The sequence below is a fragment of the Serratia sp. AR11 genome (assembly GCF_056376275.1).
Window position 1 is genome coordinate 3,321,982 of record NZ_CM150739.1, and the last position, 25,062, is coordinate 3,347,043.

Below are 25,062 nucleotides of genomic sequence, written 5' to 3' on the forward strand. Positions count from 1 at the left end.
GCCCTGTTACTCCAGCTATTGATCTATTGCCAGCCGGACTTTTAATAAGACTTAATAAGACAATGTCGTGGTACGCGATGCGCGCGTGACATTCAATTACACCGCCATATTCATCACTTCCTGGTAAGCGGAAACCAGCTTATTACGCACCTGCACGCCCATCTGCAGCGAGATTGACGATTTTTGCAGATCGACCATCACATCATTCAGGCTGATGCCCGGTACACCGATCTCAAAATCCTGCGCCTGCTTGCGAGCCGTCTGCTGGGTATCGCTGATCTTGCCAATAGCCGTTTTCAGCTCGCTGGCGAAACTGACGCCCGGCGCAGCAGCACCGCGATCCATTTGCCCGGCCTGAATCGCGGTGGCTTGTAACTGCTGCAATACCCCTTCAATACCCTGAATTGCCATGGTAACCCCAATAAAAATGCGGCTGCCGGCCATTGTGGCGGCAGACACTACTCTGATGCTGCACACCCTAACACAGCGTTTTTATCCTAAAGCGGCTAATTAACTGCAAAAAACCCGGCTTTTCGGGCCATCGAAATCACCATAAAAGCAAATAATGGCCTGCCCAGTAATGGGAGCGCCGCTATACCCGTCGTCTTTCAAGTTGCAGCGTTGTTATCTGCACTCGCTCATCCCCAGTTACTTACTCGAGTAAGCGCCTGGGGATGAGCGAGCTGGCCGCCTAGCTGCAACTTGAAAGGCATAGGGTGTATTTATATGTGTATCAGGGAGTCTGTTTTGTCACACAACGCTAACCACATCGTTCATCAGCCTGGCAGGGAGCTACGCCGTGGCCCGAACCGGATCCTGAGCGTCATTGAAGGACACTGGCTAAAATGAGTGCTTCAATCTCCGCCACCGAAAGCCGCGATAATGGCCTGCAAGCCATGTGGAACCGTCTGCGCGCCAACCCGAAAATCCCACTGCTGATCGCCGCTTCCGCCGCCATCGCCATTGTGGTCGCGCTGCTGTTATGGGCAAAAAGTCCTGATTACCGGGTGCTGTACAGCAACATTAACGATCGCGACGGCGGTGCCATCGTCACCCAACTGACGCAGATGAACATCCCCTTCCGCTTTGCCGAAAATGGCGCGGCGCTGCTGATCCCGGCAGACAAAGTGCACGAAACCCGCCTGCGTCTGGCGCAGTTGGGCCTGCCGAAAGGCGGTGCCGTTGGCTTCGAACTGCTGGATCAGGAAAAATTCGGCATCAGCCAGTTCAGTGAGCAAATCAACTACCAGCGCGCGCTGGAAGGCGAATTGTCACGCACCATCGAATCGCTGGGGCCGGTACAAAACGCCCGGGTGCATCTGGCACTGCCAAAACCCTCGCTGTTCGTGCGCGAGCAAAAATCCCCTTCCGCCTCGGTGACCCTGACGCTGCAACCCGGCCGCGCGTTGGATGACGGCCAGATCAATGCCATCGTTTATATGGTCTCGAGCAGCGTCGCCGGCCTGCCGCCGGGCAACGTGACCGTGGTCGATCAATCCGGTCGCCTGCTGACCCAGTCTGACGGTGCCGGGCGCGATCTGAACGCCGCACAGCTCAAGTACGCCAACGAAGTGGAAAGCCGCTACCAGCGCCGTATCGAAGCAATTTTGGCACCGATGGTCGGTAACGGTAACGCGCGCGCCCAGGTCACTGCGCAGATTGATTTTGCCACCCGCGAGCAAACCGACGAAGAATACCAACCGAACCAACTGCCGAATAAGGCCGCCGTCCGCTCCAAACAAATGAGTCAAAGCGATCAAATTGGCGGGCCACTGGTCGGTGGCGTACCGGGTGCCTTGTCCAATCAGCCTAGCGCTCCAGCGACCGCGCCGATTGAAACCGCCAAACCGGCGGCTACCGGCAACAACGCCAACGCCACCCAGCCCAATGCCGCGGCAACCCGCAGCGCAGCCTCGGGGCCGCAAAATTCACGCCTGGATGAAACCACCAACTACGAAGTCGATCGCACCATCCGCCATACCCAGCAAAAAGCCGGGACGGTACAGCGGTTGTCGGTGGCAGTGGTGGTTAACTATCGCGGTACGGATAAAGACGGCAAACCACTGCCGATGAGTAAAGAGCAGTTGGCGCAGATCGAATCGCTGGTGCGCGAGTCCATGGGTTTCTCCAGCACCCGCGGCGACACGCTCAACGTGGTCAACACGCCGTTTACCGATAACGAAATCACCGGCGGTGAGCTGCCGTTCTGGCAAAGTCAGGCGTTTATCGATCGCCTGTTCGACGCCGGTCGCTATCTGCTGGTCCTGCTGGTCGGCTGGTTGCTATGGCGCAAACTGGTACGTCCGCAGCTGCAAAACCGTCAGGCAGTACAAAAGGCCGCTATCGCCGCCGCCAATACGCCAATGGCCAAACCGGCAGAGAGCAATAAACAGAGTAACGAGGAGCTGGCGCAGCACCGTAAATCACAACAGCGCGTCAGTGCAGAAGTCCAGAGCCAGCGGATCCGCGATCTGGCTGATAAAGACCCACGCGTGGTCGCTCTGGTAATCCGCCAATGGATGAGCAACGAATTATGAGTCTGACCGGAACCGAAAAAAGCGCCATCCTGCTGATGACCTTGGGTGAAGATCGCGCCGCCGAGGTGTTCAAACACCTCTCATCGCGGGAAGTCCAGCAGTTGAGCGGCACCATGGCCAGCATGAGCCAGGTCTCGCACAAACAACTGAATGAAATACTGCGCGAATTTGAAGATGACGCCGAACAATATGCGGCACTGAGCGTCAACGCCAGCGACTATCTGCGTTCGGTGCTGGTTAAAGCGCTGGGCGAAGAGCGCGCCGCCAGCCTGTTGGAGGATATTCTCGAATCCCGCGAGACCACCACCGGCATGGAAACGCTCAACTTTATGGAGCCGATGAGCGCCGCCGATCTGATCCGCGACGAACACCCGCAGATCATCGCCACCATTCTGGTCCACCTGAAACGTGGCCAGGCGGCGGATATTTTGGCGCTGTTCGACGAACGCCTGCGCAACGACGTGATGCTGCGTATCGCCACCTTCGGCGGCGTGCAACCGGCAGCGCTGGCGGAACTGACCGAAGTGCTGAACAACCTGCTCGACGGCCAGAACCTCAAGCGCAGCAAAATGGGCGGGGTACGCACCGCAGCCGAGATCATCAACCTGATGAAAACTCAGCAGGAAGAAGCGGTGATCGACGCCATGCGCGAATACGACGGCGAGCTGGCGCAGAAGATCATCGACGAAATGTTCCTGTTCGAAAACCTGGTGGAGGTCGACGACCGCAGCATCCAGCGCCTGTTGCAGGAAGTGGAAGGCGAATCCTTGCTGGTGGCGCTCAAAGGCGCGGAACAGCCGCTGCGCGAGAAGTTCCTCAAGAATATGTCGCAACGCGCCGCCGATATCCTGCGCGACGACCTGGCCAACCGTGGCCCGGTACGCATGTCGCAGGTCGAGAACGAACAGAAAGCCATCCTGTTGGTCGTCCGTCGTTTGGCGGAAAGCGGCGAAATGATTATTGGCGGTGGCGAGGACACCTATGTCTGATCGCATTAACACCCTGCCCTGGCAGCCCTGGTCGCTTAACGATTTGACCGAGCCGAAAACGGTGGTCGAGCCGCTGCCGTTGCCGCCGGTGGAATCTTTCGGCACACCACTGGACGACACCGTGGTTCAGGAACAGCAACTGGCCCAATTGCGCCTGCAGGCAGAGCAGCAAGGCCAGCAGTTGGGCTATGCCGACGGCCAGCAAAAAGGTTACGAAGCCGGGTTCCAGGCCGGCATGGAAGAAGGCCGTCAACAGGGCTTGCTGGAAGCGCAACAGCAACAGCAACCGCTGACCGCCCACTGGCAACAATTGGTGACTGAATTCCAGCATACGCTGGACGCGCTGGACAGCGTGATCGCCTCGCGCCTGATGCAGTTGGCGTTGACCGCCGCCAAACAGGTGCTCGGTCAACCGCCGGAGTGTGACGGCACCGCCCTGCTGGCGCAGATACAGCAGTTGATCCAGCAGGAGCCGATGTTCAGCGGCAAACCCCAGCTGCGCGTACATCCGGATGATTATCAGCGGATAGAGCAACAACTGGGCGCGACGCTCAGCCTACACGGCTGGCGACTGCTGGCAGATGGCCAACTGCACCCGGGCGGTTGCAAGGTCAGCGCCGATGAAGGCGACCTGGATGCCAGTCTGGCAACCCGCTGGCACGAACTCTGCCGCCTGGCGGCTCCGGGAGAAGTGTAATGACGCTTCGACTCGGCCGCTGGCTGACCTCACTCGATACGTTGGAAAAACGCATCACGCACGCGCCGAAGGTTCGTCGTTACGGCCGCCTGACGCGCGCAACCGGGCTGGTGCTGGAAGCCACCGGGCTGCAACTGCCGATCGGTGCCACCTGCCTGATCGAACGTCACGACGGCGGTGAAGTTCAGGAAGTCGAGAGCGAAGTGGTCGGTTTTAACGGCCAGCGGCTGTTCCTGATGCCGCTGGAAGAAGTGGAAGGCATTGTGCCCGGCGCACGGGTTTATGCCCGCGTCTCGCCGGAAGGACAAAGCGCCAGCAAACAGCTACCGCTTGGCCCGGCATTGCTGGGTCGGGTGCTGGACGGCAGCGCCAAGCCACTCGACGGCCTGCCCGCACCGGAAACCGGCTATCGTGCGCCGCTGATCACCGCCCCGTTCAATCCGTTGCAGCGTACGCCGATCGAACAGGTCCTGGATGTCGGCGTGCGCACCATTAATGGTCTGTTAACCGTCGGCCGTGGCCAGCGCATGGGGCTGTTCGCCGGCTCCGGCGTCGGCAAAAGCGTGCTGCTGGGCATGATGGCGCGTTATACCCAGGCCGACGTGATTGTCGTCGGGCTGATCGGCGAACGTGGCCGCGAGGTCAAAGACTTTATCGAAAACATCCTCGGCCCCGAAGGTCGGGCACGCTCGGTAGTGATTGCCGCACCGGCAGACGTCTCGCCGCTGCTGCGCATGCAGGGGGCAGCCTATGCCACGCGTATCGCCGAGGACTTCCGCGATCGCGGTCAGCACGTGCTGCTGATTATGGATTCGCTGACCCGTTATGCCATGGCGCAGCGTGAAATTGCCCTGGCCATCGGCGAGCCACCGGCCACCAAAGGCTATCCGCCGTCAGTGTTTGCCAAATTACCTGCACTGGTGGAACGCGCGGGCAATGGCATCAGCGGTGGTGGTTCAATTACCGCCTTCTATACCGTACTGACCGAAGGCGATGACCAGCAGGATCCGATTGCCGACTCGGCGCGCGCCATCCTCGATGGTCACGTGGTGCTGTCGCGACGGCTGGCAGAGGCCGGTCACTACCCGGCAATCGACATTGAAGCTTCGATCAGTCGTGCCATGACTTCGCTGATCGATGAGGAGCATTACCGCCGGGTACGTAACTTCAAACAGATGCTGGCCAGCTATCAACGCAACCGTGATTTGATCAGCGTCGGTGCCTACGTTTCAGGCAGCGATCCTTTGCTGGACAAGGCGATGGCACTTTACCCGCAGATGGAAGCCTATCTGCAACAGGGCATTTTTGAACGCAGCGGTTATGACGACGCCTGCCAACAGTTACAGCAGTTGATCGTTTAACGTCACCAAAGGCGAAAATCCGATGAAATCACAGTCCCCCCTGATTACCCTGCGCGATTTGGCGCAGGACGCAGTGGAACAGGCGACGCAGCAGTTGGGCCAGGTGCGTAAGGCACAACAGGCGGCAGAGCAGCAGCTTTCCATGCTGCTCAATTATCAGGATGAGTACCGCCAGAAGCTGAATAATCAACTGAGCGGCGGTATGGAATCGTCCAACTGGCAGAACTACCAGCAGTTTATCGGCACGCTGGAGCAGGCCATCACCCAGCATCGCCAGCAACTGACGCAGTGGGGGGAAAAGGTCGAGAGCGCCGTGAAACACTGGCAGGACAAACAGCAACGGCTGAATGCCTTCGAAACCCTGCATACCCGTGCTCAAAGTGCGCAGCTGCAGCTGGAGAATAAACGGGATCAAAAACTGATGGATGAGTTTGCTCAACGCAGTGCACAAAGGAATATCCACCCATGAACCTCAACCTATTATCAGGTCTGTCGACCCCAGGCGACAGCGGAGTACTGCCGGACGCGCAGTTGCCGCTGGATGAATCCTCTCTTTCGTCCGCCTTTGCTCAACTGCTCGGTGCACGTGTGCTGCCGGCCGATAAGGCTACAGGCAAGCTGTCGCCGATGACGCTGAGTGCCGACGAGGACTCCGCGCCGCTGAGCCGCAATCAGCTAACCCAGCTACTGGCCACCTTCGGCGAACGAGATGGACTTTTGGCACCCTCGCTATTAAGCAGCGGTCAGCAGGCGGCCGTCGCGCCGGGTGAAGAGGCGCTGAAAGATCAAACTGCGGAAAATACGGCCCTGCGCCCCGCCGGTGAAATCGACGCGGCCACCTTACAGGCGCTGTTTGCCATGTTACCGATCGCCGTAACGCCGGTGATGCCGGCCACCGCGGCAGGCGCCGGGGAACTGAGCATTGAAGGCGAATCGGGTACGACACAACCTACGGCTGTGCTGAGCGCCACGCTGGGCCGCCCCTCGGACGCCTCCGGTAGCCCGATAACGGACACGCAGAAAACCCCGCCGACCCTGAGCACAGATCCTCTCAGCACGGAAAGCGGCAGCGACGCGCCACAAAAGACGGCGGCCACTCAGGATAAGCCGGATGCTACCGCGTTGAAATTCGGCGCCGATACGCAGGCACCGGTCAATCAACTGATGGCACCGCCTGTCTCCAGCCCGACGGTGGCAGCCGCTCCAGCCTCTTCGCTGGTTACCGCCCCGCCGACGCCACAGCTAAATGCTCAGCTTGGCAGCCCCGAGTGGCAACAGGCGTTGAATCAGCAGGTACTGATGTTCCATCGCAACGGTCAGCAAAGCGCAGAACTGCGCCTGCATCCGCAGGAGTTGGGGGCATTGCAGATCACCCTCAAGCTCGATGACAGCCAGGCACAGTTACATATTGCCTCCGCCCACGGTCAGGTACGTGCCGCCGTGGAAGCCGCCATGCCGCAACTGCGCCATGCGCTGGCAGAGAGCGGCATCAATCTGGGACAAAGCAGCGTCGGCAGTGAGTCCATGCCGCAGGGGCAACAGGCGCAACAACAAAACGCCGGGCAACAGGGCCAACCAGGTTATCGCGATAGCCACGCCGGCAACGAACCGGGCGCAGAGGCCCTCAGTGCTCCACAGGCATTGCAGGCGATGGCTCGGGCCGTCAGCGGCGTTGATATTTTCGCCTGACTGAGCGCAAACGCCCAAGCTGGCACGCTTTTCCCCGCCTATTCTGGCTATTGCACGCCGGAATAGACGGGATAATACCGCTACATGTCATGCGTGCGGTTTTCATGTACGCAGAAAACAGGAATTTGGCTTAGCAATGTCTCAGAACTCCCTTCCAACAGCCTCAAAAAAACGTCCGCTACTGGCTTACCTGCTGGTGTTGATTACCCTGCTCGCCTGCGGCGCAGCCGGCTACAGCTGGTGGCAGCTTAAACAGCACCAGAATGGCGCACAGCCCGCAGACAAACCGCAACCTCCGGCCGCACCGGTGTTTATGCCTCTGGACACCTTTACCGTCAATCTGATGACGCCGGATAACAACCCCGATCGCGTGTTGTACATCGGCCTGACATTACGCTTGCCGGACGAGAACACCCGCCGCCAACTGAACGATTTTCTGCCGGAGGTGCGCAGCCGTCTGCTGATGCTGCTGTCCCGTCAGGAGGCGGGTCAGTTGAGCAGTGAACAAGGGAAACAGCAATTGGTGGCGCAGATTAAGGACGTACTTAGCCCGCCGCTGGTTAAAGGACAACCGAAGCAGGTGGTCAGCGACGTGCTGTTCACCGCCTTCATACTGCGGTAATCACTATGGGCGACAGCATTCTTTCACAGGCAGAGATCGACGCCTTGCTCAACGGCGACAGCGCGGGAGATGAACCCGTCGCGGTCACCAGCAACGAGAGCGAGGTCAAGCCGTACGATCCGACTACCCAGCGCCGCGTGGTGCGCGAGCGTCTGCACGCGCTGGAAATCATCAACGAACGTTTTGCCAGGCAGTTCCGCATGGGGTTATTCAACCTGCTGCGTCGCAGCCCGGACATTACCGTCGGCCCGATCAAAATTCAGCCGTACCACGAATTTGCCCGCAACCTGCCGGTGCCCACCAACCTCAACCTGGTGCACCTGAACCCGCTGCGCGGTACCGCGCTGTTCGTGTTCGCGCCGAGCCTGGTGTTTATCGCGGTCGATAACCTGTTCGGTGGCGACGGCCGCTTTCCGACCAAAGTGGAAGGTCGCGAATTCACCCCCACCGAGCAGCGGGTGATCAAGCGCATGCTGCGTCTGGCGCTGGATGCTTACGGCGATGCCTGGAGCGCGATTTACAAGATCAACGTGGAATACGTGCGCGCCGAAATGCAGGTGAAATTCACCAATATCACCACTTCGCCGAATGACATTGTGGTCACCACGCCGTTCCAGGTGGAAATCGGCGCGCTGAGCGGTGAATTCAACATCTGTATTCCGTTCGCGATGATCGAGCCACTGCGCGAACTGCTGACCAACCCGCCGCTGGAAAATTCACGGCAGGAGGACAGCCACTGGCGCGAAACGCTGGTGAAACAGGTGCAGCATTCCGAACTGGAGCTGATTGCCAACTTCGTCGATATCCCGATGCGGCTGTCAAAAATCCTGAAGCTGCAGCCGGGTGACGTATTACCGATTGATAAACCGGATCGCCTGATCGCCCACGTGGATGGCGTACCGGTGCTAACCAGCCAATACGGCACGTTAAACGGGCAGTACGCCCTGCGTGTTGAACATTTGATTAACCCTATTTTGAATGCCCTGAGTGAGGAACAGCCCAAATGAGTGATCCTAAGCAACCGTCTGGCGAAGGAAAGGAATCCGTGGACGACCTGTGGGCTGACGCGTTTAACGAGCAGCTTGCCACCGACAAAACCTCTGCCAGCGACGCGGTATTCAAATCGCTGGAACCGCAGGATGCCAGCGGTAGCCTGCAGGATATCGATCTGATCCTGGATATCCCGGTCAAACTGACCGTCGAACTGGGCCGCACCAAAATGACCATCAAGGAGCTGCTGCGCCTGTCGCAAGGCTCTGTCGTGGCGTTGGACGGGTTGGCGGGTGAACCCCTGGATATCATGATCAACGGTTATCTGATTGCCCAGGGCGAAGTGGTGGTGGTGGCCGACAAGTTCGGCGTGCGCATCACCGACATCATTACCCCATCCGAACGTATGCGCCGCCTGAGCCGCTGATGAACCCAAACGCCACCGCGCCCGGTCAGGGCACCTTGCAACCCGCCACGCCGGCGTTACCGGCCGGTTCGGTGCTGACACAGGTCAGTACCGCACTCGGCGGGATCCTGCTGCTGATCCTGCTGGCCGGCTGGCTGTTTCGCCGATTGGGGTTCGCCCCACAGGCACGCAACAGCAAGCTGTTAAACCTGCGGGCCAGTTGCCAGGTCGGTCAGCGTGAGCGCGTGGTGGTGGTCGAGGTGGACAACACCTTGCTGGTACTGGGCGTCACCGCCCAGCAAATCACCCCGCTGCATACCATGCCTGTCCCTGCGCAAACACAAGATAGCAGCACAACCGACAGCGCAGCGCCGGCTGATTTTCGCCAACTGATGCAAAAAGTTCTGAAACGTCCGGAAAAATCGGCATGACTCACACTCAACAATCAGCATCCCCGGCTATTGCCCCCCTCGGCGCGGATTGCCAGAAGGCCACCATCTTCCCCCTCTCCTGCCGGGAGAGGGTCGGGGTGAGGGGAAAACACCTCCTGGCCACTGCCCTGCTGCTGGCAAGCCCAGCGGCTTTCGCGCAATTGCCTGGGCTTATCAGCCAACCACTGGCGGGCGGCGGCCAAAGCTGGTCGCTGCCGGTGCAAACGCTGGTGCTGCTGACCTCGCTCAGTTTCCTGCCTGCGATGCTGCTGATGATGACCAGTTTCACCCGTATCATCATCGTGCTCGGGCTATTGCGCAACGCGCTGGGCACCCCATCCGCTCCACCGAATCAGGTGATGCTGGGTCTGGCGCTGTTTCTGACCTTTTTCATCATGTCGCCGGTATTCGACAAGGTCTATCAGGATGCCTACCTGCCGTTCAGCCAGGACAAAATCAGCCTGGACGTGGCAATGGATAAAGGCTCGCAGCCGCTGCGCGAATTTATGCTGCGCCAGACGCGTGAAACCGATTTGGCCCTGTACGCCAAGCTCGCCAACCTGCCGCCACTGGCCGGGCCGGAAGCGGTGCCGATGCGTATTCTGCTGCCGGCTTACGTTACCAGCGAGCTGAAAACCGCATTCCAAATTGGCTTCACGGTGTTTATTCCGTTCCTGATTATCGATCTGGTGGTGGCCAGCGTGCTGATGGCGTTGGGGATGATGATGGTGCCCCCGGCGACTATCTCGCTGCCGTTCAAACTGATGTTGTTTGTGTTGGTGGATGGCTGGCAGTTGCTGCTTGGCTCGCTGGCACAAAGTTTCTATTCATAACCGGAGCCGCCGATGACCCCTGAATCCGTAATGGCGCTGGGCACCGAAGCGATGAAAGTGGCGCTGGCGCTGGCGGCCCCGATGCTGCTCGCTGCCTTGATCAGCGGTCTGGTGGTCAGTTTGCTGCAGGCCGCCACCCAGATTAACGAAATGACGTTGTCGTTTATCCCCAAAATTCTGGCGGTGGTCGCCACCATCGTGATTGCCGGCCCCTGGATGCTCAACCTGCTGCTGGACTATATGCGCACGCTGTTCACCAACCTGCCGAATCTGATTGGTTAACCATGCTGACATTTGACAGCGCGCAGTTCGGCGTCTGGCTTAGCCAATATTTCTGGCCGCTGTTGCGCATTCTGGCGCTGATCAGCACCGCGCCGGTGTTCAGCGAAAAACAAATCAGCAAGAAGGTGAAGATCGGTCTGGGCGGACTGATCGTGATCCTGATCGCCCCTGGTTTACCCGTCAGTACCGTCCCTATCTTCTCCGCCGCCGGGCTATGGCTGGCCGCCCAGCAAATCCTGATCGGCGTGGCGCTGGGGCTGACCATGCAGTTCGCCTTCGCGGCAATACGCCTGGCCGGCGAAGTGATCGGCATGCAGATGGGCCTGTCGTTCGCCACCTTCTTTGACCCCAGCGGCGGGCCGAACACCCCGGTGCTGGCGCGGCTGCTCAACCTGCTGGCAATGCTGCTGTTCCTCAGTTTTAACGGCCATCTGTGGTTGATTTCCCTGCTGGTCGACAGCTTCCATACCCTGCCTATCCAGGCCGAGCCGCTCAACGGCAACGGTTTTCTGGCACTGACCCAGGCCGGTTCGCTGATTTTCATCAACGGTATGATGTTGGCGCTGCCGCTGATTTGCCTGTTGCTGACGCTGAACATGGCGCTCGGCCTGCTCAACCGTATGACGCCGCAACTGTCGGTATTCGTCATCGGCTTCCCGGTCACCATGACCATCGGCATTATGACCATTGGCATGATGATGCCGATGCTGGCACCGTTTTGTGAGCACCTGTTCGGTGAGTTCTTCGACAGGCTGGCCGATGTGATTGGCAGCATGACCCCCTAGCGTTACCCCATTAGTGCGGCTTAACGGCCGCACCTCGCCGGACAAACTGGCAGTAAAACCCCTTTCTCGCTATAAAAAGTTGAAAAAACCAAATTAACACGATTTGGCTTCGATTATTGTTATTGCCTTGAATAATAAAATACCCACCTTAGAATGGCCTTGTTAAATATAAAGCCATCAGTAAAAACAGCCGTCGAAAACAAAATAAAGGAGTGAATTTAAATATTAAATAACGCACAGGGAAGTTAAATAAAAACTCTGACATCCATCATCTGCAGGGATAAAAATACTTTCTCACCGGGGTCAGCCGGCGGGACAGGCATATTTATTATCTGCGGTTTTACCTCTACCCTCAGGAGCACAGAAATGAAAGCGAAAACCAACCGAAGAGCACGCAGAGCCTTAGGCATGGCGCACTGGGCAACCAACCGTATTCAAATTTCACTATCCTCTTCACCGAACGGTGAAAAGTGGACCATGGTGAAAAAGAAAAAATAACAGCCATGCTATAAATAAAATATAGCCCATGGTGTTATTCCCTTCCCGTCTGAATATTTAAACGTTTCCCACCGTTAAATCAGGCGAAAAAAAAGCACGTCACTCGAACCTTCGTGGGGGAAAGAGTGACGTGCCAAAAAAGTGCGCCCGGTTTCAAGAATGCTCTACAGAGATAGAGTTTTCTAAGCACACCCAATTAGTAACCCGCCATGACTTCACAACGGATATTTATTATTGCCATTCATTCTGTAGGCGCGCTGCATGCTGCGCCCTAACTAACGGAGATGTTTCATTAACATACCCTATGGATTTCATGCTGCAGCCAGGCGCCCAGCTCACGCATCCCCAGGAGCTTACTTAAGTAAGTGACTGGGGTGTGTGAGTGCAGGTAACAACGCTGCAGCTTGAAAGACGACGGGTATCAACGGTTCATCTGGAACAGCGACATCCCCTGCATATCACCGAAGGTTTTATACGACGCCTGCAAGGCCGCCTGCTGCATAAAGTAGCTGGAAATTGACTCGGCCAGATCGGCATCCACCAGCGCACTCATCTGCGTTTGGTTGATCATGTCGCGATCTTTGCCAATGCTGTCCAGCGTATCCATTTCCTGCAGTTGGTTACCCAGTTCGGCACGCACACTGAGCACCTTGTTGTAGGAGTTGTCCAGGCCACGGTTGGCCTTGGCCAGCGCATCGTTCACCTGTTGCTTGGTGGCGTCGTCCGCGTCCTTCAAGGGGGTTTTCAACGCCTTCAGCGCGATATCAATGCTTTCAAACACGTTAGAAACCGGCGCGCTGCCATCCGGCTCCGGCTTCGGGTTGCTGGTCAATGACATGAACACCGTATCGCCGGTATGACCAATGGTCATGGTGCGGTTGGCATCCACTTTCTGCTCGACGGCCTTGTTACCGCCGGCGTAGCTGACTGAACCGCCGTTATCGACAAACGGGGGCTTGTCATTGACGAAGCCGCCAAACATGTAGCGGCCGTTGCCGTCAGTGCTGTTGGCCTGGTTGAGCAGTTGGTCTTTCAGCCCCTGCAGTTGGGTCGCCAGCGAATCGCGGTCGTTATCGCTTTCGGTGCCGCCGGCATTGACGATCAGCGCCTTCATATCGGCGATGGTACTGGTTGCCCCGCCCAGCACCGTCTCTTCCATCGACACGCTTTGGCGGGCAAAGGTCCGCGCCAGTGCATACTGGGTGTTTTCCGACTGGGACTGAGCCAGCATCACCGCCTGTGATGCCGCCAGCGGATCGTCGGACGGATTACTGACCTTTTTACCGCTGGAAAGCTGCTGTGCCGCCTTCATAAACAGTGATTGGTTGTCGGTAATGCCGGACATGTTCTGTTGGTACATCATGCTGGTGCTCATACGCATGGTGCAGATTCCTCAAAATCGGTGACCGGAGCCAATGCGGCCCCGGTCAAAATGAAAATCAACGGATATTCAGTAACGCATCAAACATCGAGCTGGCGGTCTGGATCACCTGCGCATTAGCCATGTAATACTGCTGGAAACGCAGCAGCTCACCGTACTCTTCATCCAGGTTAACGCCGGAAGCCGACTGCTGTTGGATAGTCAGCTGCTTGACGATATTGTTCTGTGAGGTCACCGAAACCTTGGCCGATGCCGTTTGGTTACCGACACTGCTAACCATGCTGGCGTAAGCACCGCTGAAGGTGGCCTTGCCGTCGACCAGCTTCTTGGTTTGCAGATCAAGCAGCTTTTTGGCGTTTTCGTTATCGCCGCGGCCGCTGTCATCCTTACCGGCAGCGGCGATGTTTGAAGAGTTGGTGATGGCGACCTTCAGGCTGCCCGCTACGTCGCTGACCGGTTTCACGGTGAAGCTGTCATTCTTTTGCGCGTTACCTTCGATGCCGACCTTCAGGCCGTCAAAACTTAACGTCGCTTTGCCATCGGCATCGGTACCCGCGGTGGCATTCACCTTCACGTTGTCCGGCAGACGGCTCACCTGCCAGTTGCTGCCGTCAAATTCTACCCGGTAGTCATTGGCTTTTACCTTGCCGGTATCGGTGTAGGACACCGACAGCGCCGCATCGCCGGTATTGCGGCTGTTATCCACCACGCGTCCGCCGCCAAAGTTGAAGAAGTCGGTCCCGGCATCGCCGTTGAGATCAAACCCTGCACGGTGTTGCTGGTTAAAACTGTCGGCCATCGCCAGCGCCAACTGCCCCAGTTGGTTGCGAGCGCCATCCAGCGATTCCGTGCGGAATTTCAACACGCCGCTAACGCTGCCGCTGGTAATTTGCCCTTCAGGCACTTCGCTGACACCGTTGCCGCGGTTATAGCCGATGGTCAAACGGGCAGGATCGCCGCTGGAGGGGATGGCTTCAACCTGGTAGGCGTTGTTACCCTGCACCAGGGTCAGGCCGTTGGCGAAAGAGACCGTATAGGCATCGCCGTCCTGCTGGGTCACCTGCACCCCCACCACCTGGTTTAGCTCGGTGACCAACTGGTCGCGCTGATCCAGTAAGGCATTCGGCTCACCGCCACTGCCGCGCAGGCGGGTGATTTCATCATTGAGTTTGGCAATCTGCTGGCTATAGCTGTTGATCTGCGTCGCGCTATCACTGAGCTGCTGATTAACGCCGCTGTCCATATCTCGCAGATATTTATCGGTGTTATTGAACTGATTGACCAGACCATTGGCTTTGCCCAGCACCGTTTGACGCGCTGCGTCATCACCGGCGTTGCTGACCAGATTCTCCAGGTTACTGAAGAAGTCCTGCATGTTGGTCGACAGGGTATTGGTTTTGCTGGCCAGTAGATTATCGATCTGCGAAATTTTCTCGAAATAGGCGTTCTGCGCCCCGGCCTGGCTCTGCGCGCCACGCAGTTGGTTGGTAATGAACTGATTATATTCGCGGTTGACGCTGGTGACGGTAACGCCGTTGCCAATAAAACCATTCATGGTACTCATACCGCCATTCTGCGCCAGAATTGCCGTTTGGCGGTTATAGCCCGCCACGTTGTAATTGGAGATGTTGTTACTGACGGTGCTGAGCGCCACCTGAGCCGCATTCAGCCCGCTCATCGCGGTATTGATTAAGCTATTGGACATAAAAGTTCCTTTTGCTGCGGCGCCGCTGGCCCACAGAAGTCAATTAATCTGCTGAGTCGTTCACCCAGCCTGTGTTGGTTATCGGCAAAAAGCGGGGAAACTTGATAGCAAATTGCTAGCCCTATTCATGATTTATGACATTCGCAAATCCCCAAAATAATTGGCGTTGCAGCACGGCGGCCAGCAAGGGAGTCCCCGGAAGCTTGGTCTGCCAAGTGACCGGGGTGAGCTTGTGCAGCCAACACAGCTGCAGCGTCAAGAATGACGGGGATTTAGAACAGATCCTTCAGGTCATGGGTATAAGCCTTAACCACCTGCTCGCCGGTGTTTTTCATCTGCTGGATCACGCTGACCAGCTTGTTGGCGTATTGCGGATCGGTAGCGTAACCGGCCTTCTGCAACGCATGTGCCGCCTGTTCGGGGCTGCGCGCATTGGCCACTTCGGCGTAGCGTGGGTTATTGGTCAACAGCTTGACGTAGTCGGCAATGGCTTCAACGTAAGAGCCGTACACCCGGAACTGCGCCTTGATCTTCTTCGCGGCCCCCTGCTCAAACTCGGTGGTGGTGACCTCGGTAACCGGCCCGCTCCAGCTGCTGCCGGCCTTGATGCCAAACAGGTTGTAGCTCGGCGAACCGTTGGCGGTCGGGATCTCACGCTGGCCCCAGCCCGATTCCAGCGCGGCCTGCGCCACAATCAACTGATGCGGAATGCCGCTCTGCTGGCTGGCAACCCGTGCCGGAACAGACAACCTGGCGACAAAGTTGCCGTTATTGAGCGACAGCGGCGACGCGGCAGGTGCTTTCGGTACCGCACGACGGATCATTTGCTCCAGCGCCTGATTTGGCAGCGTTTGCAGCACCTCACTGTCCTGATAAAGAAGGTCCAGCGCCATTGGCGACATGCCCGCCGTCTCACTCGGCACCGCGTTGGCGTTGCTCATCTGCCTGACCATCATGTCGGCCATCCCCAGCCCCTTTTGCGACATCTGCTGGGCAATCTGCTGGTCATACATTGAGGTATAGAGCCGCGACTGATCGCTGCTCAGCACCCCGTCCTTGGGTAGCGCGGCACGCATACTTTTCAGCATCATCTGCACGAACATGCCTTCAACCTGCTGCGCCACCTGTTTCAGATTGCCCTGCGGATCGCTCGCCGCGTCACGCTTAAGCCCGTTTAGCGCCTGCGCATCATAAGCGGCACCCGACATCGCCATCAGATCGCCGGCCATCAGATGATTTCCAACTTGGCACGCAGACAGCCCGCACTTTGCATTGCCTGCAGGATCGACATCAGATCGATCGGTGTCGCCCCCAGAGCATTCAGCGCGCGGATCACGTTATTCAGATTGGCGCTGGCATTAACCTTCTGCAGCGAACCGCCCTGCTGCTGCACCGAAATCTGGGTATTTGGCGTCACCACAGTCTGCCCGCCGCCAAACGGCGTCGTTGGTTGGCTGACGGTATTTTGCCGATCGACCACCACCGACAGATTGCCCTGTGCCACCGCACAAGAATCCAGGATCACATCGCGGTTCATCACCACCGACCCGGTGCGTGAGTTGATGATCACTTTGGCATCCATCGCCCCGACGCTGACGTTAATGTTCTGGATCTCCGCCAGGAAACGCACCTGTGAACTGTTGCCCTGCGGCACCAATACCTGAATAGTGCGGGCGTCCAACGGTGAGGCAGTGCCACCACCGCGCTGGCGGTTGATGGCATCGCTGATCTGCTGCGCCAGGGTGAAATCCTCATCGTTCAGTTGCAGATTAATCACGCCACCGGCACCGAAAGTGGTTGGCAGTTCGCGTTCAATGGTGGCCCCGTTACTGATGCGGCCACCGGCCAGTTGGTTGACCTGCACGCTGCTGCCGCCGGCCGAAGCACCGGCACCGCCCACCAGCACGTTGCCCTGCGCCAGTGCGTAAACCTGGTTATCAACGCCTTTCAGCGGCGTCATCAGCAAGGTACCGCCGCGCAGGCTCTTGGCGTTGCCCATTGAGGACACCACCACGTCAATATTCTGTCCGGTACGAGAAAACGGCGGCAGCCTGGCGGTCACCATCACCGCCGCCACGTTTTTCAGCTGCATATTGGTGCCCGGCGGCACGGTGATCCCCAACTGCGACAGCATATTGCTCAGGCTCTGGGTGGTGAACGGCGTCTGCATGGTTTGGTCACCGGAACCATCCAGCCCCACCACCAGCCCGTAACCGATCAGCGCGTTATCACGCACGCCTTGCACCGTGACCAGATCGCGAATGCGCTCCGCCGTTGCCGGTAAACACACCAGCCCAATCCACAGCGTAAGCAGTATTTTTTTCAGCATCGGTCAATCCTTAGAACGGTGAGACATTTAAGAAGAAGCGTTGCAACCAACCCATGGTCTGCGCCTCGTTGATATAGCCGTTACCGACGTATTCAATGCGCGCATCTGCCACCTGAGTGGAAGTGACCGAGTTACTGCCGCTGATGGTGCGCGGATTCACTACCCCGGAGAAACGAATGAACTCGGTGCCCTGATTGATGGCGATCTGTTTTTCGCCCACCACGTGCAGGTTGCCGTTAACCAGCACCTGATTGACCGTGACGGTAATGGTGCCGTTAAAGGTATTGTTGGCATTGGCTCCGCCCTTGCCGCCGAAGGTGCTGTCGCCGGACATCTCCATATCGGCACGCGCATTGCCCAGCAGGCCGTCGAGGTAGCGCGGCGCCGTGGCAACGCCAAACTTGCTGGCACCGTTGCGGCTGGCATTGGCGGAAGAACTTTTGCTGGCGCTGACGTTTTCTTGCAGCGCGATGGTCAGAGTGTCACCCACGTTACGCGGGCGGCGATCTTCAAACAGAGGCTGATAGCCGTAGTTCATCGGTTGTACCGTCTGGAAAATCGAGCCGTTGGGTACCGGTGCGCCCGCCGGAGCCGGTTGCGCCGTGGTCGTGCCATCCACCAGAGGTTTATGCGGAATATAAGCACAGCCGCCCAGCGTCAGCATCACCATCGCCGCCAACCAGCGTTTGCCTTGCGGCGGCACGTTTGCCATCAGAGTTGTGATTACCACGGGTATCGCCTTTGTTTCACAAAATAGGGTTACGGGCGCTGCCGCGCCCGTCAATTACAGTTGAGTCAGTTTTTGCAGCATCTGATCGGAAGTCGATACCGCTTTGCTGTTGATCTCATAAGCACGCTGGGTCTGGATCATATTGACCAACTCTTCCGCCACGTTGACGTTGGAGGTTTCCACATAACCCTGATACAGCAGGCCGGCGCCGTTTAAGCCGGGTGTGCTTTCGTTCGGCGCGCCTGAGCTTTCGGTCTCCTGGTACAGATTCTCACCCATGCTTTCCAGGCCGCTGTCGTTGATAAAGGTGGTCAACGTCAGCTGGCCCACCTGCTGGGCCGCGGTCTGGCCCTGCTGGGTGACGCTGACAATGCCGTCGCGACCCACGGTAATGCTCAGGGCATTGGCCGGAATGATGATTGCCGGCTGCACCTGGAAACCGCTGGCCGTCACCAGTTGGCCATTCTGATCTCTCTGGAACGAACCGTCGCGGGTGTAAGCCAGGGTGCCGTCCGGCATCATCACCTGGAAAAAGCCTTGCCCCTTGATGGCGATGTCTTTGCTGTTATTGGTCTGCGACAGATTGCCCTGGCTGTGCAGGCGCTCAGTGGCCACCGGACGCACACCGGTACCAATCTGCAAACCGGACGGCAGCGTAGTCTGCTCGGAGGACTGAGCCCCCGGCTGGCGCATGGTCTGATACAGCAGGTCTTCAAATACCGCACGCTGGCGTTTGAAGCCGTTGGTGCTAACGTTGGCCAGGTTGTTGGCAATCACGTCCATGTTGGTCTGCTGCGCATCCAGACCGGTTTTGGCAATCCATAAAGATGGGATCATGGGTTATTTCCTTGCTGCTTAACTCAGTGATAACAACGAGTTGGCGCGCTGTTCATTTTCATCCACGCTGTGGATGACTTTCATCTGCATTTCAAACCGGCGGGCGTTGGCGATCATGTCAACCATGGTTTCCATCGGTTTGACATTGCTGCCTTCCAGCACGCCCGGCATGACCCGTACCAATGGGTCGTTTGGCAACTGATTACCGCGCTGCTGCTGGGTTTCCGGCGTCAGACGGAACAGACCGTCATCGCCGCGCATCACTTCGCGCGCGTCGGCCTTGACCAGTTTCAGCCGACCAATCTGTGCGAGGGTATTCGGCGGATCGCCCGCATTCAGTGCCGAGATGGTACCGTCGGCGGCAATGGTGATCTCTGCCGACGGCGGTACCTCAATCGGCCCGCCATCGCCCATTACTGGCCTGCCCTGCACCGTCAACTGCCCGGTGGAGGAAATCTGAAGATTGCCGTTGCGGGTGTAGGCTTCGCCGCCATCCGGCAGGCTGACCGCCAGAAAACCGTCCTGTTGCAACGCCACGTCCAGCGGGCGCGCGGTATAGTTCAGCGCCCCCTGGCTCATGTCGGCACCCGGAGTTGACGCGGTAACCAGCGTGCGCGTCAGCAGGCTTGGCCCGTCTACCGGCACCGCACGCAGCGCCGAAAGCTGAGCACGGAAACCCGGCGTCGAGGCATTAGCCAGGTTGTTGGCAGTAACCGATTGCTGCTCCAGCGTCTGCCGCGCCGCGCCCATCGCGGTATAAATCGCGTGATCCATAAATCAATCCTATTAGCGCAGGCTGACCAGCGTCTGCAGAATGGAGTCCTGGGTTTTGATGGTCTGGGCATTCGACTGGTAGTTGCGCTGGGCGACGATCATATTCACCAACTCCTGGCTCAGATCGACGTTGGAGGCTTCCAGCGCACCGCTGGTCAACTTGCCGAAGCCGCCGCCACCCGCAATACCCACACGCGGCTGGCCCGATGCACCGGTTTCCTGCCAGACGTTATCGCCCTGCGAGGACAGGCCTTCCGGGTTGGAGAAGTTGGCCATCACAATCTGCCCCAGCACCTGAGTCTGCTGGTTGGAATAGATGCCCACGACCGTACCGTCGTTGTTAATCTGGAAATTGGTGTACTCACCGGCGCCATAGCCGTCTTGCGACACCTTGCTGACCGAATCTGCGCTAACGCTCTGCTGCATGCTCTTGGCAAAGCTCAGGCTGAGGTTCTGTGCCGGAGCACCGTCTTTGGCGGACATCGGGACCAGCATGCTGAACTCGGCGGCGGTGCCTTGTTTACTGGTGGTACCGGTCAAGTTGCCGCTGGTATCGAAGGTCATGGTGCCGGCATCGACAGGCGCAGCGGAGCCATCCTGGGTATACACCTGCCACTTGTTTTCGTCAGTCTTCACGAAATAGGCATTGATGTTATGTGCATTGCCCAATGAGTCGTAGGCGGTGATGGTGTTGACGTAGTTATAAGAATCCTGCTTGGCCGGATCGAAGGTCTTGTTGTCCGGTACCTTATGGGTGGACTTGAGGTTGGCTACCATGGTGCCTGATGTGGACGCCTTGGCGTTCATCATGCCTTCAGGAATACTGAGCGGCACCGGGTTGGCGCCCTGTTGAATGGTCGGCGGCGTACCGGCAGCCGGATAACCGGTCAACTGCAGGCCCTGCATATTGGTCAGGTTGCGGTTTTCATCCAGTTTGAACTGGCCGTTACGGCTGTAGAAAACGCCACCGTCCTGGTCCTGCATGCGGAAGAAACCGTTGCCGGAAATCGCCACGTCCAGCGCACGGCTGGTCCCGGTGGTGGTGCCGCCCTTAAAGTTTTGGGTGATGCCCGCAACCTTGACACCCAGCCCGACCTGCGAACCGGCAAACATGTCGGCAAAGGAAACGGTGCCTGATTTAAAACCGGAAGTGGCGGAGTTAGCGATGTTATTACCGATCACGTCCAGGTTGGTTGCTGCTGCGTTCAAGCCGCTTACTGCCTGAGAAAAGGCCATGTCATTCTCCGAATAATGTTTAGGCTATCGTCCGATAACGCCCTGTGAATGAGTGAAATAAAAAATCGTATTAAAGAATTTGGCGGACTTCTTCCAGCGTGGTACTGCCCGCCAGGCCCAGATCCAGCTTCGCGCCGTTCGCATCGCGGATAACGCCGTTGACCATGCCAAAGTGCAGGCTGCGCGCCACCAACTGCTCACCGTTGCCCTTGGCGTTGATGGTGAAGCTGTAGGCTCCGTCGGGTGCGGCGGTGCCGTCCGTCATCGAACCGTCCCAGCTAAACGAATGCACGCCGGCGGTCAGGCCGCCGAGTTCGATAGTGCGCACCGCTTTACCGGTAGCGTCGGTAATGGTGGCGGTCACTGAATCGGCGGCACGCTCCAGTTCCAGACCAAACGGCGTGGTGCTGACCTTGCCGTCTTTGCTGCCGGCCAGGATATTGCTGCCGGGGACCATCACGCCGTGACCGATCAGGGCGCTGGCCTGCAGTGACTGATTGCTGTTGATCTGGCCGGAAATCGAGCCCAGCGTGGTATTGAGTTTCTCGATGCCCTGAACGGTGTTGATCTGCGCCAATTGGCTGGTCAGCTCATTGTTCTGCATCGGGTTGGTCGGATCCTGATTCTTCAACTGCGCCACCAGCAGCGTCAGGAAGCTGTTGTTCAGATCCTGGCTGGTGTTATTTTTGGCGTTGGCACCGATGACGCTGTTATCCAGCGATTCAGTGGTGGTTGCGGCAATGGCCATGGCAAGCTCCGGTTATTGACCCAGCGTCAGGGTTTTCATCATCATCGACTTGGTGGTGTTGAGCACCTCGACGTTGGCCTGATAGCTGCGGGAGGCGGAAATGGTGTTGACCATTTCTCCCACCACATCCACGTTCGGCATCCGGACATAGCCTTTGCCGTCCGCCAGCGGGTTGCCCGGCTGATAAACCAGGCGCTCCGGAGCGGGGTCGTCGACCACCTGTGCTACGCGTACGCCGCCGGTTGGCTGCCCGGCCGCGCTGGCGACTTCAAACACCACCTGTTTGGCGCGATAAGGCTGGCCGTCCGGGCCGCTGACGCTGTCGGCGTTGGCCATGTTGCTGGCGCTGACGTTCAGGCGTTGCGACTGTGCGGACAGCGCCGAGCCGGAGATATCAAAAATATTCAGTAGCGACATGCGCCTTATCCTTGTTGTAACACTGACATCATCCCTTTGATCTGACCGTTGATCAGCGTCAGATCGGTCTGATATTTCAGGCTGTTATCGGCGAAGTTGGTACGTTCGCGATCCATGTCCACCGTGTTGCCGTCCATGGACGGCTGATCCGGCACGCGGAACAGCAAGTCGAGCTGTGGCGGCTGCATGTTCTGCGCCGGAATGTGGCGCGCAGACGTCATGTTCAGCGCAATGCCACTGCCGCTGACGCGGCCCTGTTCCAGCACCTTGTTCAATTGGCCGGCGAAATCGATGTCCCGCGCCTGATAACCCGGGGTGTCTGCGTTGGCGATGTTGGCGGCCAAAATTTCCTGCCGCTGGGCGCGCAGGTTCAGCGCCTCTTGACCAAAGCGCAGAGCAGCGTCCAGTTTGTCGATCATGCTCCCTCCGCGAGGTTAGAATTTGGAGCCGACAGCATAAACGCCCCTTGTGCCAGCCTATCGTGGGAATAAGAGCAAAATGCGTCGCTATTTATCTGCTTAGCCTGAACACAGTCCGGGTACACTTACGCGTATCCTGATGGTTGTGGTGGAAGCGAAGATGAAAGGTAGAATGCTGCTGTTGGCAGCGCTGCTGTGCAGCCTGAACGCACGGGCCGAGGATCTGGCGGCGCAGATTGAAAACTTCGTCACCAGCCAATTCAGCGGCAGTCCGGTACAGGTTAAAGTGCTGGTGCGCACGCCTGCAGCCCTGTGGCCAGCGTGCGAATTTCCACAGCTGTCTCTCGCCTCCAATGCCCGCCGTTGGGGCAACATCAGTATTTCTGCGCGCTGTGGTCAGGAACGGCGTTTCATCCAGACGCAGGTTCAGGTGATCGGCAAATACCTGGTGTCGGCACGCGGCATCAGTGCTGGCAGCAAGCTGACGGCGGCGGATATCAAGTTGAAGACCGGTCGGCTCGACACTCTGCCACCCCGCACGCTGACCGAGGCCGGCAAAGCTCTTGGGGCCGTCAGCCTGCGTAATATCAGTCCTGGCCAGCCACTGAACCTGGCCATGCTGCGTCGCGCCTGGGCGGTCAAGGCCGGTCAGGCAGTGCAGGTGACCGCACAGGGGGACGGATTTAACATCAGCGGCTCGGGCAAGGCGATGAACAACGCCGCCACAGAAGATAGCGTCCGCGTGCGCATGGCCTCCGGGCAAATTGTTAACGGCATTGTCGGTGACGACGGAGCTATTCGCATCACCCTATAAATAAGTAAAGGTTTATCAAACCTTGCCGATAACAAAGTCATAAGCAGTATTTTATTGGCCGCCAGGGCCACAAAAAATATCAGCCATTGCCTGCCAGGTGACGGCATTGATGGAGATTGACCATGAGTATCGATCGCACCCAGCGGCTGCAACCCGTTCCCACGGTGCAAGCGCGTGAGACGCCGGCGGAGAATCAACTTCAGCCACGTAAAACCGCCCAGACGGAAAGCGCCGTCAGCGGCACCCAGGTAAAATTGAGCGACGCGCAAGCGCGCCTGATGCAACCGGGAACGCAGGATATTGATATAAACCGGGTGGACGCCATCAAACAGGCGATCCGCAACGGCGAACTGAAAATGGATGCCGGCAAAATTGCCGATGCATTGCTGCAGGACGTGCAAAGCGATGCCCAGTGGATGTCGAACGGCAACCCATCGCCAAAGGTTTGACCGCCAGGTTAAACATCCGGAACTCTTTGAAAGGTGATTTATCGTAATGGAAAATCTGGCGCAACTGATTAATAAGCTGCTGGAAACCCTGCAAGCGCTGGATACGGTGCTGGCGGAAGAACATCATTTGCTGTGCTCCGGCCAATTGCCCGGCGTGGCACTGCAACGTGCCACCGACGCCAAGAGCCAACTGCTGGCTACGGTAAACTACCTGGAACAGCAGCGACTGAAATTGGAAAGTGCATTGGGGCAACAAGCCCCCTATTCCGCTCATCCGCGCCTGGCAGACGCCTGGCAACGGGTGCAGTCGCTCAGCCAATTGCTGCGGGAAAAAAACCAGCATAACGGCATGCTGCTCAATCAGCAGATCGATCACAACGCCCAGGCGCTGGCGATCCTGAGCAAGCAAAACAAATCGCTGTACGGCCCGGATGGCCAGTCGCGTAACGCCAGCCTGCTGGGGCGAAAAATCGGCGTTTAAATCAACCAAACCTCACCCGGCCATGTCACCGTTCCGCCGGGTGTGTCTCCCCTATTGCGAGACAACTCGCACTTCAATTGCCACTTTATCCAGCCCTCTGATTTTGTATTCGTAACACTACGCAAACCTGGCATTTCCGCCTGTCCTCTCCCATGCCGTTCCCCCACCCTGTGTTGGTTTTTAAATCACTTAATCTATACCCGTAAAGGGGATAATTTCTGAGGGGGAGTGAATGATCGATATCTACCTTTATCTGGACTATTCGCCTTTCAGGCTTTATCAGTTGGTTAATGACAAGAGGTTGAGGAGACTGACCTATGAGCAAGATCCTTGCTGAGATCCATCAGGAAGTCCAAGAACTGCATCAGGCAGGATTTGTTGATGCCGGCACCATGCGCACCTTCGACATGCTGTGTTTACGCCCGGTCAAACAATATACTCCAGCGGACATCCGCGCCCTGCGCGAGCGTGAAAACGTCAGCCAGCCGGTGTTTGCCTTGCATCTGAACGTCAGCAAAAAGGCGGTGCAAAAATGGGAGCGTGGCGAAGCCGTGCCCAACTCCGCCGCCATGAAGCTTCTTTCGCTGGTCGATCGCAACGGTCTGGCGATCCTCGCCTAGAC

Annotated in this window: 30 protein-coding genes; 18 read left to right on the forward strand and 12 right to left on the reverse strand. The window is 57.9% G+C overall.

What is annotated here, in order from left to right; all coding sequences use genetic code 11:
* Positions 1 to 96 precede the first annotated feature (96 nt).
* Positions 97 to 411, reverse strand: a complete 315-nt coding sequence (gene fliE, locus ACSOSI_RS15635; RefSeq protein ID WP_218217167.1) for a flagellar hook-basal body complex protein FliE — start codon at positions 409 to 411, stop codon at positions 97 to 99.
* A gap of 434 nt (positions 412 to 845) precedes the next feature.
* Here fliE and fliF point away from each other — a divergent pair, with 434 nt between their 5' ends.
* The 14 genes from fliF (at position 846) to sra (ending at position 12,120) form a co-directional block, all read left to right on the forward strand.
* Entirely contained in the window at positions 846 to 2,537 is a 1,692-nt protein-coding gene (gene fliF / locus ACSOSI_RS15640) for a flagellar basal-body MS-ring/collar protein FliF (protein WP_476705741.1), read from the forward strand.
* Positions 2,534 to 3,526 carry a flagellar motor switch protein FliG gene (gene fliG, locus ACSOSI_RS15645; protein WP_012145670.1) on the forward strand — a complete coding sequence of 331 codons (993 nt, stop codon included), beginning with the start codon at positions 2,534 to 2,536 and terminating at the stop codon, positions 3,524 to 3,526. Before fliF ends, fliG begins: the two co-directional genes overlap by 4 nt.
* Positions 3,519 to 4,223, forward strand: a complete 705-nt coding sequence (gene fliH / locus ACSOSI_RS15650; RefSeq protein ID WP_476705742.1) for a flagellar assembly protein FliH — start codon at positions 3,519 to 3,521, stop codon at positions 4,221 to 4,223. The genes fliG and fliH overlap by 8 nt, the downstream gene beginning before the upstream one ends.
* Positions 4,223 to 5,584 (forward strand): flagellar protein export ATPase FliI, encoded by a 1,362-nt coding sequence (gene fliI, locus ACSOSI_RS15655; protein ID WP_012145672.1) that lies wholly within the window; start codon positions 4,223 to 4,225, stop codon positions 5,582 to 5,584. Before fliH ends, fliI begins: the two co-directional genes overlap by 1 nt.
* 22 nt (positions 5,585 to 5,606) lie before the next feature.
* Complete coding sequence (gene fliJ, locus ACSOSI_RS15660) at positions 5,607 to 6,053, forward strand: flagellar export protein FliJ (RefSeq protein ID WP_012145673.1); 447 nt, start codon at positions 5,607 to 5,609, stop codon at positions 6,051 to 6,053.
* Positions 6,050 to 7,273 (forward strand): flagellar hook-length control protein FliK, encoded by a 1,224-nt coding sequence (locus ACSOSI_RS15665; RefSeq protein ID WP_476705743.1) that lies wholly within the window; start codon positions 6,050 to 6,052, stop codon positions 7,271 to 7,273. The genes fliJ and ACSOSI_RS15665 overlap by 4 nt, the downstream gene beginning before the upstream one ends.
* 136 nt (positions 7,274 to 7,409) lie before the next feature.
* Positions 7,410 to 7,895 carry a flagellar basal body-associated protein FliL gene (fliL, locus tag ACSOSI_RS15670; RefSeq protein ID WP_017893219.1) on the forward strand — a complete coding sequence of 162 codons (486 nt, stop codon included), beginning with the start codon at positions 7,410 to 7,412 and terminating at the stop codon, positions 7,893 to 7,895.
* Positions 7,896 to 7,900: 5 nt separating this feature from the next.
* Complete coding sequence (gene fliM / locus ACSOSI_RS15675; protein ID WP_012145676.1) at positions 7,901 to 8,902, forward strand: flagellar motor switch protein FliM; 1,002 nt, start codon at positions 7,901 to 7,903, stop codon at positions 8,900 to 8,902.
* Positions 8,899 to 9,312 carry a flagellar motor switch protein FliN gene (gene fliN / locus ACSOSI_RS15680; protein WP_012145677.1) on the forward strand — a complete coding sequence of 138 codons (414 nt, stop codon included), beginning with the start codon at positions 8,899 to 8,901 and terminating at the stop codon, positions 9,310 to 9,312. Before fliM ends, fliN begins: the two co-directional genes overlap by 4 nt.
* Positions 9,312 to 9,722 carry a flagellar biosynthetic protein FliO gene (fliO, locus tag ACSOSI_RS15685; protein WP_476705744.1) on the forward strand — a complete coding sequence of 137 codons (411 nt, stop codon included), beginning with the start codon at positions 9,312 to 9,314 and terminating at the stop codon, positions 9,720 to 9,722. The genes fliN and fliO overlap by 1 nt, the downstream gene beginning before the upstream one ends.
* Positions 9,719 to 10,555: a flagellar type III secretion system pore protein FliP gene (gene fliP / locus ACSOSI_RS15690; protein WP_261128486.1), complete on the forward strand. Its 837-nt coding sequence runs from the start codon at positions 9,719 to 9,721 to the stop codon at positions 10,553 to 10,555. The genes fliO and fliP overlap by 4 nt, the downstream gene beginning before the upstream one ends.
* 12 nt (positions 10,556 to 10,567) lie before the next feature.
* On the forward strand, positions 10,568 to 10,837 hold the full coding sequence (gene fliQ, locus ACSOSI_RS15695) for a flagellar biosynthesis protein FliQ (RefSeq protein WP_012145680.1): 270 nt from the start codon (positions 10,568 to 10,570) through the stop codon (positions 10,835 to 10,837).
* A 2-nt stretch (positions 10,838 to 10,839) separates the two neighbouring features.
* Positions 10,840 to 11,622, forward strand: coding sequence for a flagellar biosynthetic protein FliR (fliR, locus tag ACSOSI_RS15700; RefSeq protein ID WP_012145681.1), 783 nt, complete (start codon positions 10,840 to 10,842; stop codon positions 11,620 to 11,622).
* A 366-nt stretch (positions 11,623 to 11,988) separates the two neighbouring features.
* Positions 11,989 to 12,120, forward strand: coding sequence for a stationary-phase-induced ribosome-associated protein (gene sra, locus ACSOSI_RS15705; protein WP_017893223.1), 132 nt, complete (start codon positions 11,989 to 11,991; stop codon positions 12,118 to 12,120).
* Between the two features lie 421 nt (positions 12,121 to 12,541).
* Here the strand turns inward: sra and flgL are convergent, their stop codons facing one another.
* The 11 genes from flgL to flgB all read right to left on the reverse strand — a co-directional run bounded on the left by flgL (position 12,542) and on the right by flgB (position 22,696).
* Positions 12,542 to 13,501 (reverse strand): flagellar hook-associated protein FlgL, encoded by a 960-nt coding sequence (flgL, locus tag ACSOSI_RS15710; RefSeq protein WP_012145682.1) that lies wholly within the window; start codon positions 13,499 to 13,501, stop codon positions 12,542 to 12,544.
* Positions 13,502 to 13,559: 58 nt separating this feature from the next.
* Entirely contained in the window at positions 13,560 to 15,206 is a 1,647-nt protein-coding gene (gene flgK, locus ACSOSI_RS15715) for a flagellar hook-associated protein FlgK (RefSeq protein WP_012145683.1), read from the reverse strand.
* A gap of 272 nt (positions 15,207 to 15,478) precedes the next feature.
* Positions 15,479 to 16,435 carry a flagellar assembly peptidoglycan hydrolase FlgJ gene (gene flgJ, locus ACSOSI_RS15720; RefSeq protein ID WP_261408785.1) on the reverse strand — a complete coding sequence of 319 codons (957 nt, stop codon included), beginning with the start codon at positions 16,433 to 16,435 and terminating at the stop codon, positions 15,479 to 15,481.
* Complete coding sequence (locus ACSOSI_RS15725) at positions 16,435 to 17,535, reverse strand: flagellar basal body P-ring protein FlgI (RefSeq protein WP_012145685.1); 1,101 nt, start codon at positions 17,533 to 17,535, stop codon at positions 16,435 to 16,437. Before ACSOSI_RS15725 ends, flgJ begins: the two co-directional genes overlap by 1 nt.
* A 10-nt stretch (positions 17,536 to 17,545) precedes the next feature.
* Complete coding sequence (gene flgH / locus ACSOSI_RS15730; protein ID WP_012145686.1) at positions 17,546 to 18,247, reverse strand: flagellar basal body L-ring protein FlgH; 702 nt, start codon at positions 18,245 to 18,247, stop codon at positions 17,546 to 17,548.
* Between the two features lie 72 nt (positions 18,248 to 18,319).
* On the reverse strand, positions 18,320 to 19,102 hold the full coding sequence (flgG, locus tag ACSOSI_RS15735; RefSeq protein WP_012145687.1) for a flagellar basal-body rod protein FlgG: 783 nt from the start codon (positions 19,100 to 19,102) through the stop codon (positions 18,320 to 18,322).
* A gap of 18 nt (positions 19,103 to 19,120) precedes the next feature.
* Positions 19,121 to 19,876, reverse strand: coding sequence for a flagellar basal body rod protein FlgF (locus ACSOSI_RS15740; RefSeq protein WP_017893227.1), 756 nt, complete (start codon positions 19,874 to 19,876; stop codon positions 19,121 to 19,123).
* Between the two features lie 12 nt (positions 19,877 to 19,888).
* Positions 19,889 to 21,112 (reverse strand): flagellar hook protein FlgE, encoded by a 1,224-nt coding sequence (gene flgE, locus ACSOSI_RS15745; RefSeq protein WP_012145689.1) that lies wholly within the window; start codon positions 21,110 to 21,112, stop codon positions 19,889 to 19,891.
* A gap of 70 nt (positions 21,113 to 21,182) precedes the next feature.
* Complete coding sequence (gene flgD, locus ACSOSI_RS15750) at positions 21,183 to 21,860, reverse strand: flagellar hook assembly protein FlgD (RefSeq protein WP_012145690.1); 678 nt, start codon at positions 21,858 to 21,860, stop codon at positions 21,183 to 21,185.
* 12 nt (positions 21,861 to 21,872) lie between these two features.
* Positions 21,873 to 22,277 carry a flagellar basal body rod protein FlgC gene (gene flgC, locus ACSOSI_RS15755; protein ID WP_012145691.1) on the reverse strand — a complete coding sequence of 135 codons (405 nt, stop codon included), beginning with the start codon at positions 22,275 to 22,277 and terminating at the stop codon, positions 21,873 to 21,875.
* Between the two features lie 5 nt (positions 22,278 to 22,282).
* Entirely contained in the window at positions 22,283 to 22,696 is a 414-nt protein-coding gene (gene flgB / locus ACSOSI_RS15760) for a flagellar basal body rod protein FlgB (RefSeq protein WP_012145692.1), read from the reverse strand.
* A gap of 160 nt (positions 22,697 to 22,856) precedes the next feature.
* On the opposite strand from flgB, the gene flgA reads away from it, so the two are divergent.
* From flgA to ACSOSI_RS15780, 4 genes are all read left to right on the forward strand, one after another.
* Positions 22,857 to 23,510: a flagellar basal body P-ring formation chaperone FlgA gene (gene flgA / locus ACSOSI_RS15765; protein ID WP_476705745.1), complete on the forward strand. Its 654-nt coding sequence runs from the start codon at positions 22,857 to 22,859 to the stop codon at positions 23,508 to 23,510.
* Positions 23,511 to 23,632: 122 nt separating this feature from the next.
* A complete protein-coding gene (gene flgM, locus ACSOSI_RS15770; protein ID WP_476705746.1) occupies positions 23,633 to 23,959 on the forward strand; it encodes a flagellar biosynthesis anti-sigma factor FlgM in 327 nt (108 codons plus the stop codon).
* Positions 23,960 to 24,005: 46 nt separating this feature from the next.
* On the forward strand, positions 24,006 to 24,440 hold the full coding sequence (locus tag ACSOSI_RS15775) for a flagella synthesis protein FlgN (protein WP_017893231.1): 435 nt from the start codon (positions 24,006 to 24,008) through the stop codon (positions 24,438 to 24,440).
* A gap of 317 nt (positions 24,441 to 24,757) precedes the next feature.
* A complete protein-coding gene (locus ACSOSI_RS15780) occupies positions 24,758 to 25,060 on the forward strand; it encodes a helix-turn-helix domain-containing protein (protein WP_112364480.1) in 303 nt (100 codons plus the stop codon).
* Positions 25,061 to 25,062: the final 2 nt, after the last annotated feature.

Excerpts from the sequence above, each read along its gene's own strand:
- fliE (WP_218217167.1), bottom strand. The coding sequence starts at position 411 with ATGGCAATTCAGGGTATTGAAGGGGTATTGCAGCAGTTACAAGCCACC.
- fliF (WP_476705741.1), top strand. The coding sequence starts at position 846 with ATGAGTGCTTCAATCTCCGCCACCGAAAGCCGCGATAATGGCCTGCAA.
- fliG (WP_012145670.1), top strand. The coding sequence starts at position 2,534 with ATGAGTCTGACCGGAACCGAAAAAAGCGCCATCCTGCTGATGACCTTG.
- fliH (WP_476705742.1), top strand. The coding sequence starts at position 3,519 with ATGTCTGATCGCATTAACACCCTGCCCTGGCAGCCCTGGTCGCTTAAC.
- fliI (WP_012145672.1), top strand. The coding sequence starts at position 4,223 with ATGACGCTTCGACTCGGCCGCTGGCTGACCTCACTCGATACGTTGGAA.
- fliJ (WP_012145673.1), top strand. The coding sequence starts at position 5,607 with ATGAAATCACAGTCCCCCCTGATTACCCTGCGCGATTTGGCGCAGGAC.
- ACSOSI_RS15665 (WP_476705743.1), top strand. The coding sequence starts at position 6,050 with ATGAACCTCAACCTATTATCAGGTCTGTCGACCCCAGGCGACAGCGGA.
- fliL (WP_017893219.1), top strand. The coding sequence starts at position 7,410 with ATGTCTCAGAACTCCCTTCCAACAGCCTCAAAAAAACGTCCGCTACTG.
- fliM (WP_012145676.1), top strand. The coding sequence starts at position 7,901 with ATGGGCGACAGCATTCTTTCACAGGCAGAGATCGACGCCTTGCTCAAC.
- fliN (WP_012145677.1), top strand. The coding sequence starts at position 8,899 with ATGAGTGATCCTAAGCAACCGTCTGGCGAAGGAAAGGAATCCGTGGAC.
- fliO (WP_476705744.1), top strand. The coding sequence starts at position 9,312 with ATGAACCCAAACGCCACCGCGCCCGGTCAGGGCACCTTGCAACCCGCC.
- fliP (WP_261128486.1), top strand. The coding sequence starts at position 9,719 with ATGACTCACACTCAACAATCAGCATCCCCGGCTATTGCCCCCCTCGGC.
- fliQ (WP_012145680.1), top strand. The coding sequence starts at position 10,568 with ATGACCCCTGAATCCGTAATGGCGCTGGGCACCGAAGCGATGAAAGTG.
- fliR (WP_012145681.1), top strand. The coding sequence starts at position 10,840 with ATGCTGACATTTGACAGCGCGCAGTTCGGCGTCTGGCTTAGCCAATAT.
- sra (WP_017893223.1), top strand. The coding sequence starts at position 11,989 with ATGAAAGCGAAAACCAACCGAAGAGCACGCAGAGCCTTAGGCATGGCG.
- flgL (WP_012145682.1), bottom strand. The coding sequence starts at position 13,501 with ATGCGTATGAGCACCAGCATGATGTACCAACAGAACATGTCCGGCATT.
- flgK (WP_012145683.1), bottom strand. The coding sequence starts at position 15,206 with ATGTCCAATAGCTTAATCAATACCGCGATGAGCGGGCTGAATGCGGCT.
- flgJ (WP_261408785.1), bottom strand. The coding sequence starts at position 16,435 with ATGGCCGGCGATCTGATGGCGATGTCGGGTGCCGCTTATGATGCGCAG.
- ACSOSI_RS15725 (WP_012145685.1), bottom strand. The coding sequence starts at position 17,535 with ATGCTGAAAAAAATACTGCTTACGCTGTGGATTGGGCTGGTGTGTTTA.
- flgH (WP_012145686.1), bottom strand. The coding sequence starts at position 18,247 with ATGGCAAACGTGCCGCCGCAAGGCAAACGCTGGTTGGCGGCGATGGTG.
- flgG (WP_012145687.1), bottom strand. The coding sequence starts at position 19,102 with ATGATCCCATCTTTATGGATTGCCAAAACCGGTCTGGATGCGCAGCAG.
- ACSOSI_RS15740 (WP_017893227.1), bottom strand. The coding sequence starts at position 19,876 with ATGGATCACGCGATTTATACCGCGATGGGCGCGGCGCGGCAGACGCTG.
- flgE (WP_012145689.1), bottom strand. The coding sequence starts at position 21,112 with ATGGCCTTTTCTCAGGCAGTAAGCGGCTTGAACGCAGCAGCAACCAAC.
- flgD (WP_012145690.1), bottom strand. The coding sequence starts at position 21,860 with ATGGCCATTGCCGCAACCACCACTGAATCGCTGGATAACAGCGTCATC.
- flgC (WP_012145691.1), bottom strand. The coding sequence starts at position 22,277 with ATGTCGCTACTGAATATTTTTGATATCTCCGGCTCGGCGCTGTCCGCA.
- flgB (WP_012145692.1), bottom strand. The coding sequence starts at position 22,696 with ATGATCGACAAACTGGACGCTGCTCTGCGCTTTGGTCAAGAGGCGCTG.
- flgA (WP_476705745.1), top strand. The coding sequence starts at position 22,857 with ATGAAAGGTAGAATGCTGCTGTTGGCAGCGCTGCTGTGCAGCCTGAAC.
- flgM (WP_476705746.1), top strand. The coding sequence starts at position 23,633 with ATGAGTATCGATCGCACCCAGCGGCTGCAACCCGTTCCCACGGTGCAA.
- ACSOSI_RS15775 (WP_017893231.1), top strand. The coding sequence starts at position 24,006 with ATGGAAAATCTGGCGCAACTGATTAATAAGCTGCTGGAAACCCTGCAA.
- ACSOSI_RS15780 (WP_112364480.1), top strand. The coding sequence starts at position 24,758 with ATGAGCAAGATCCTTGCTGAGATCCATCAGGAAGTCCAAGAACTGCAT.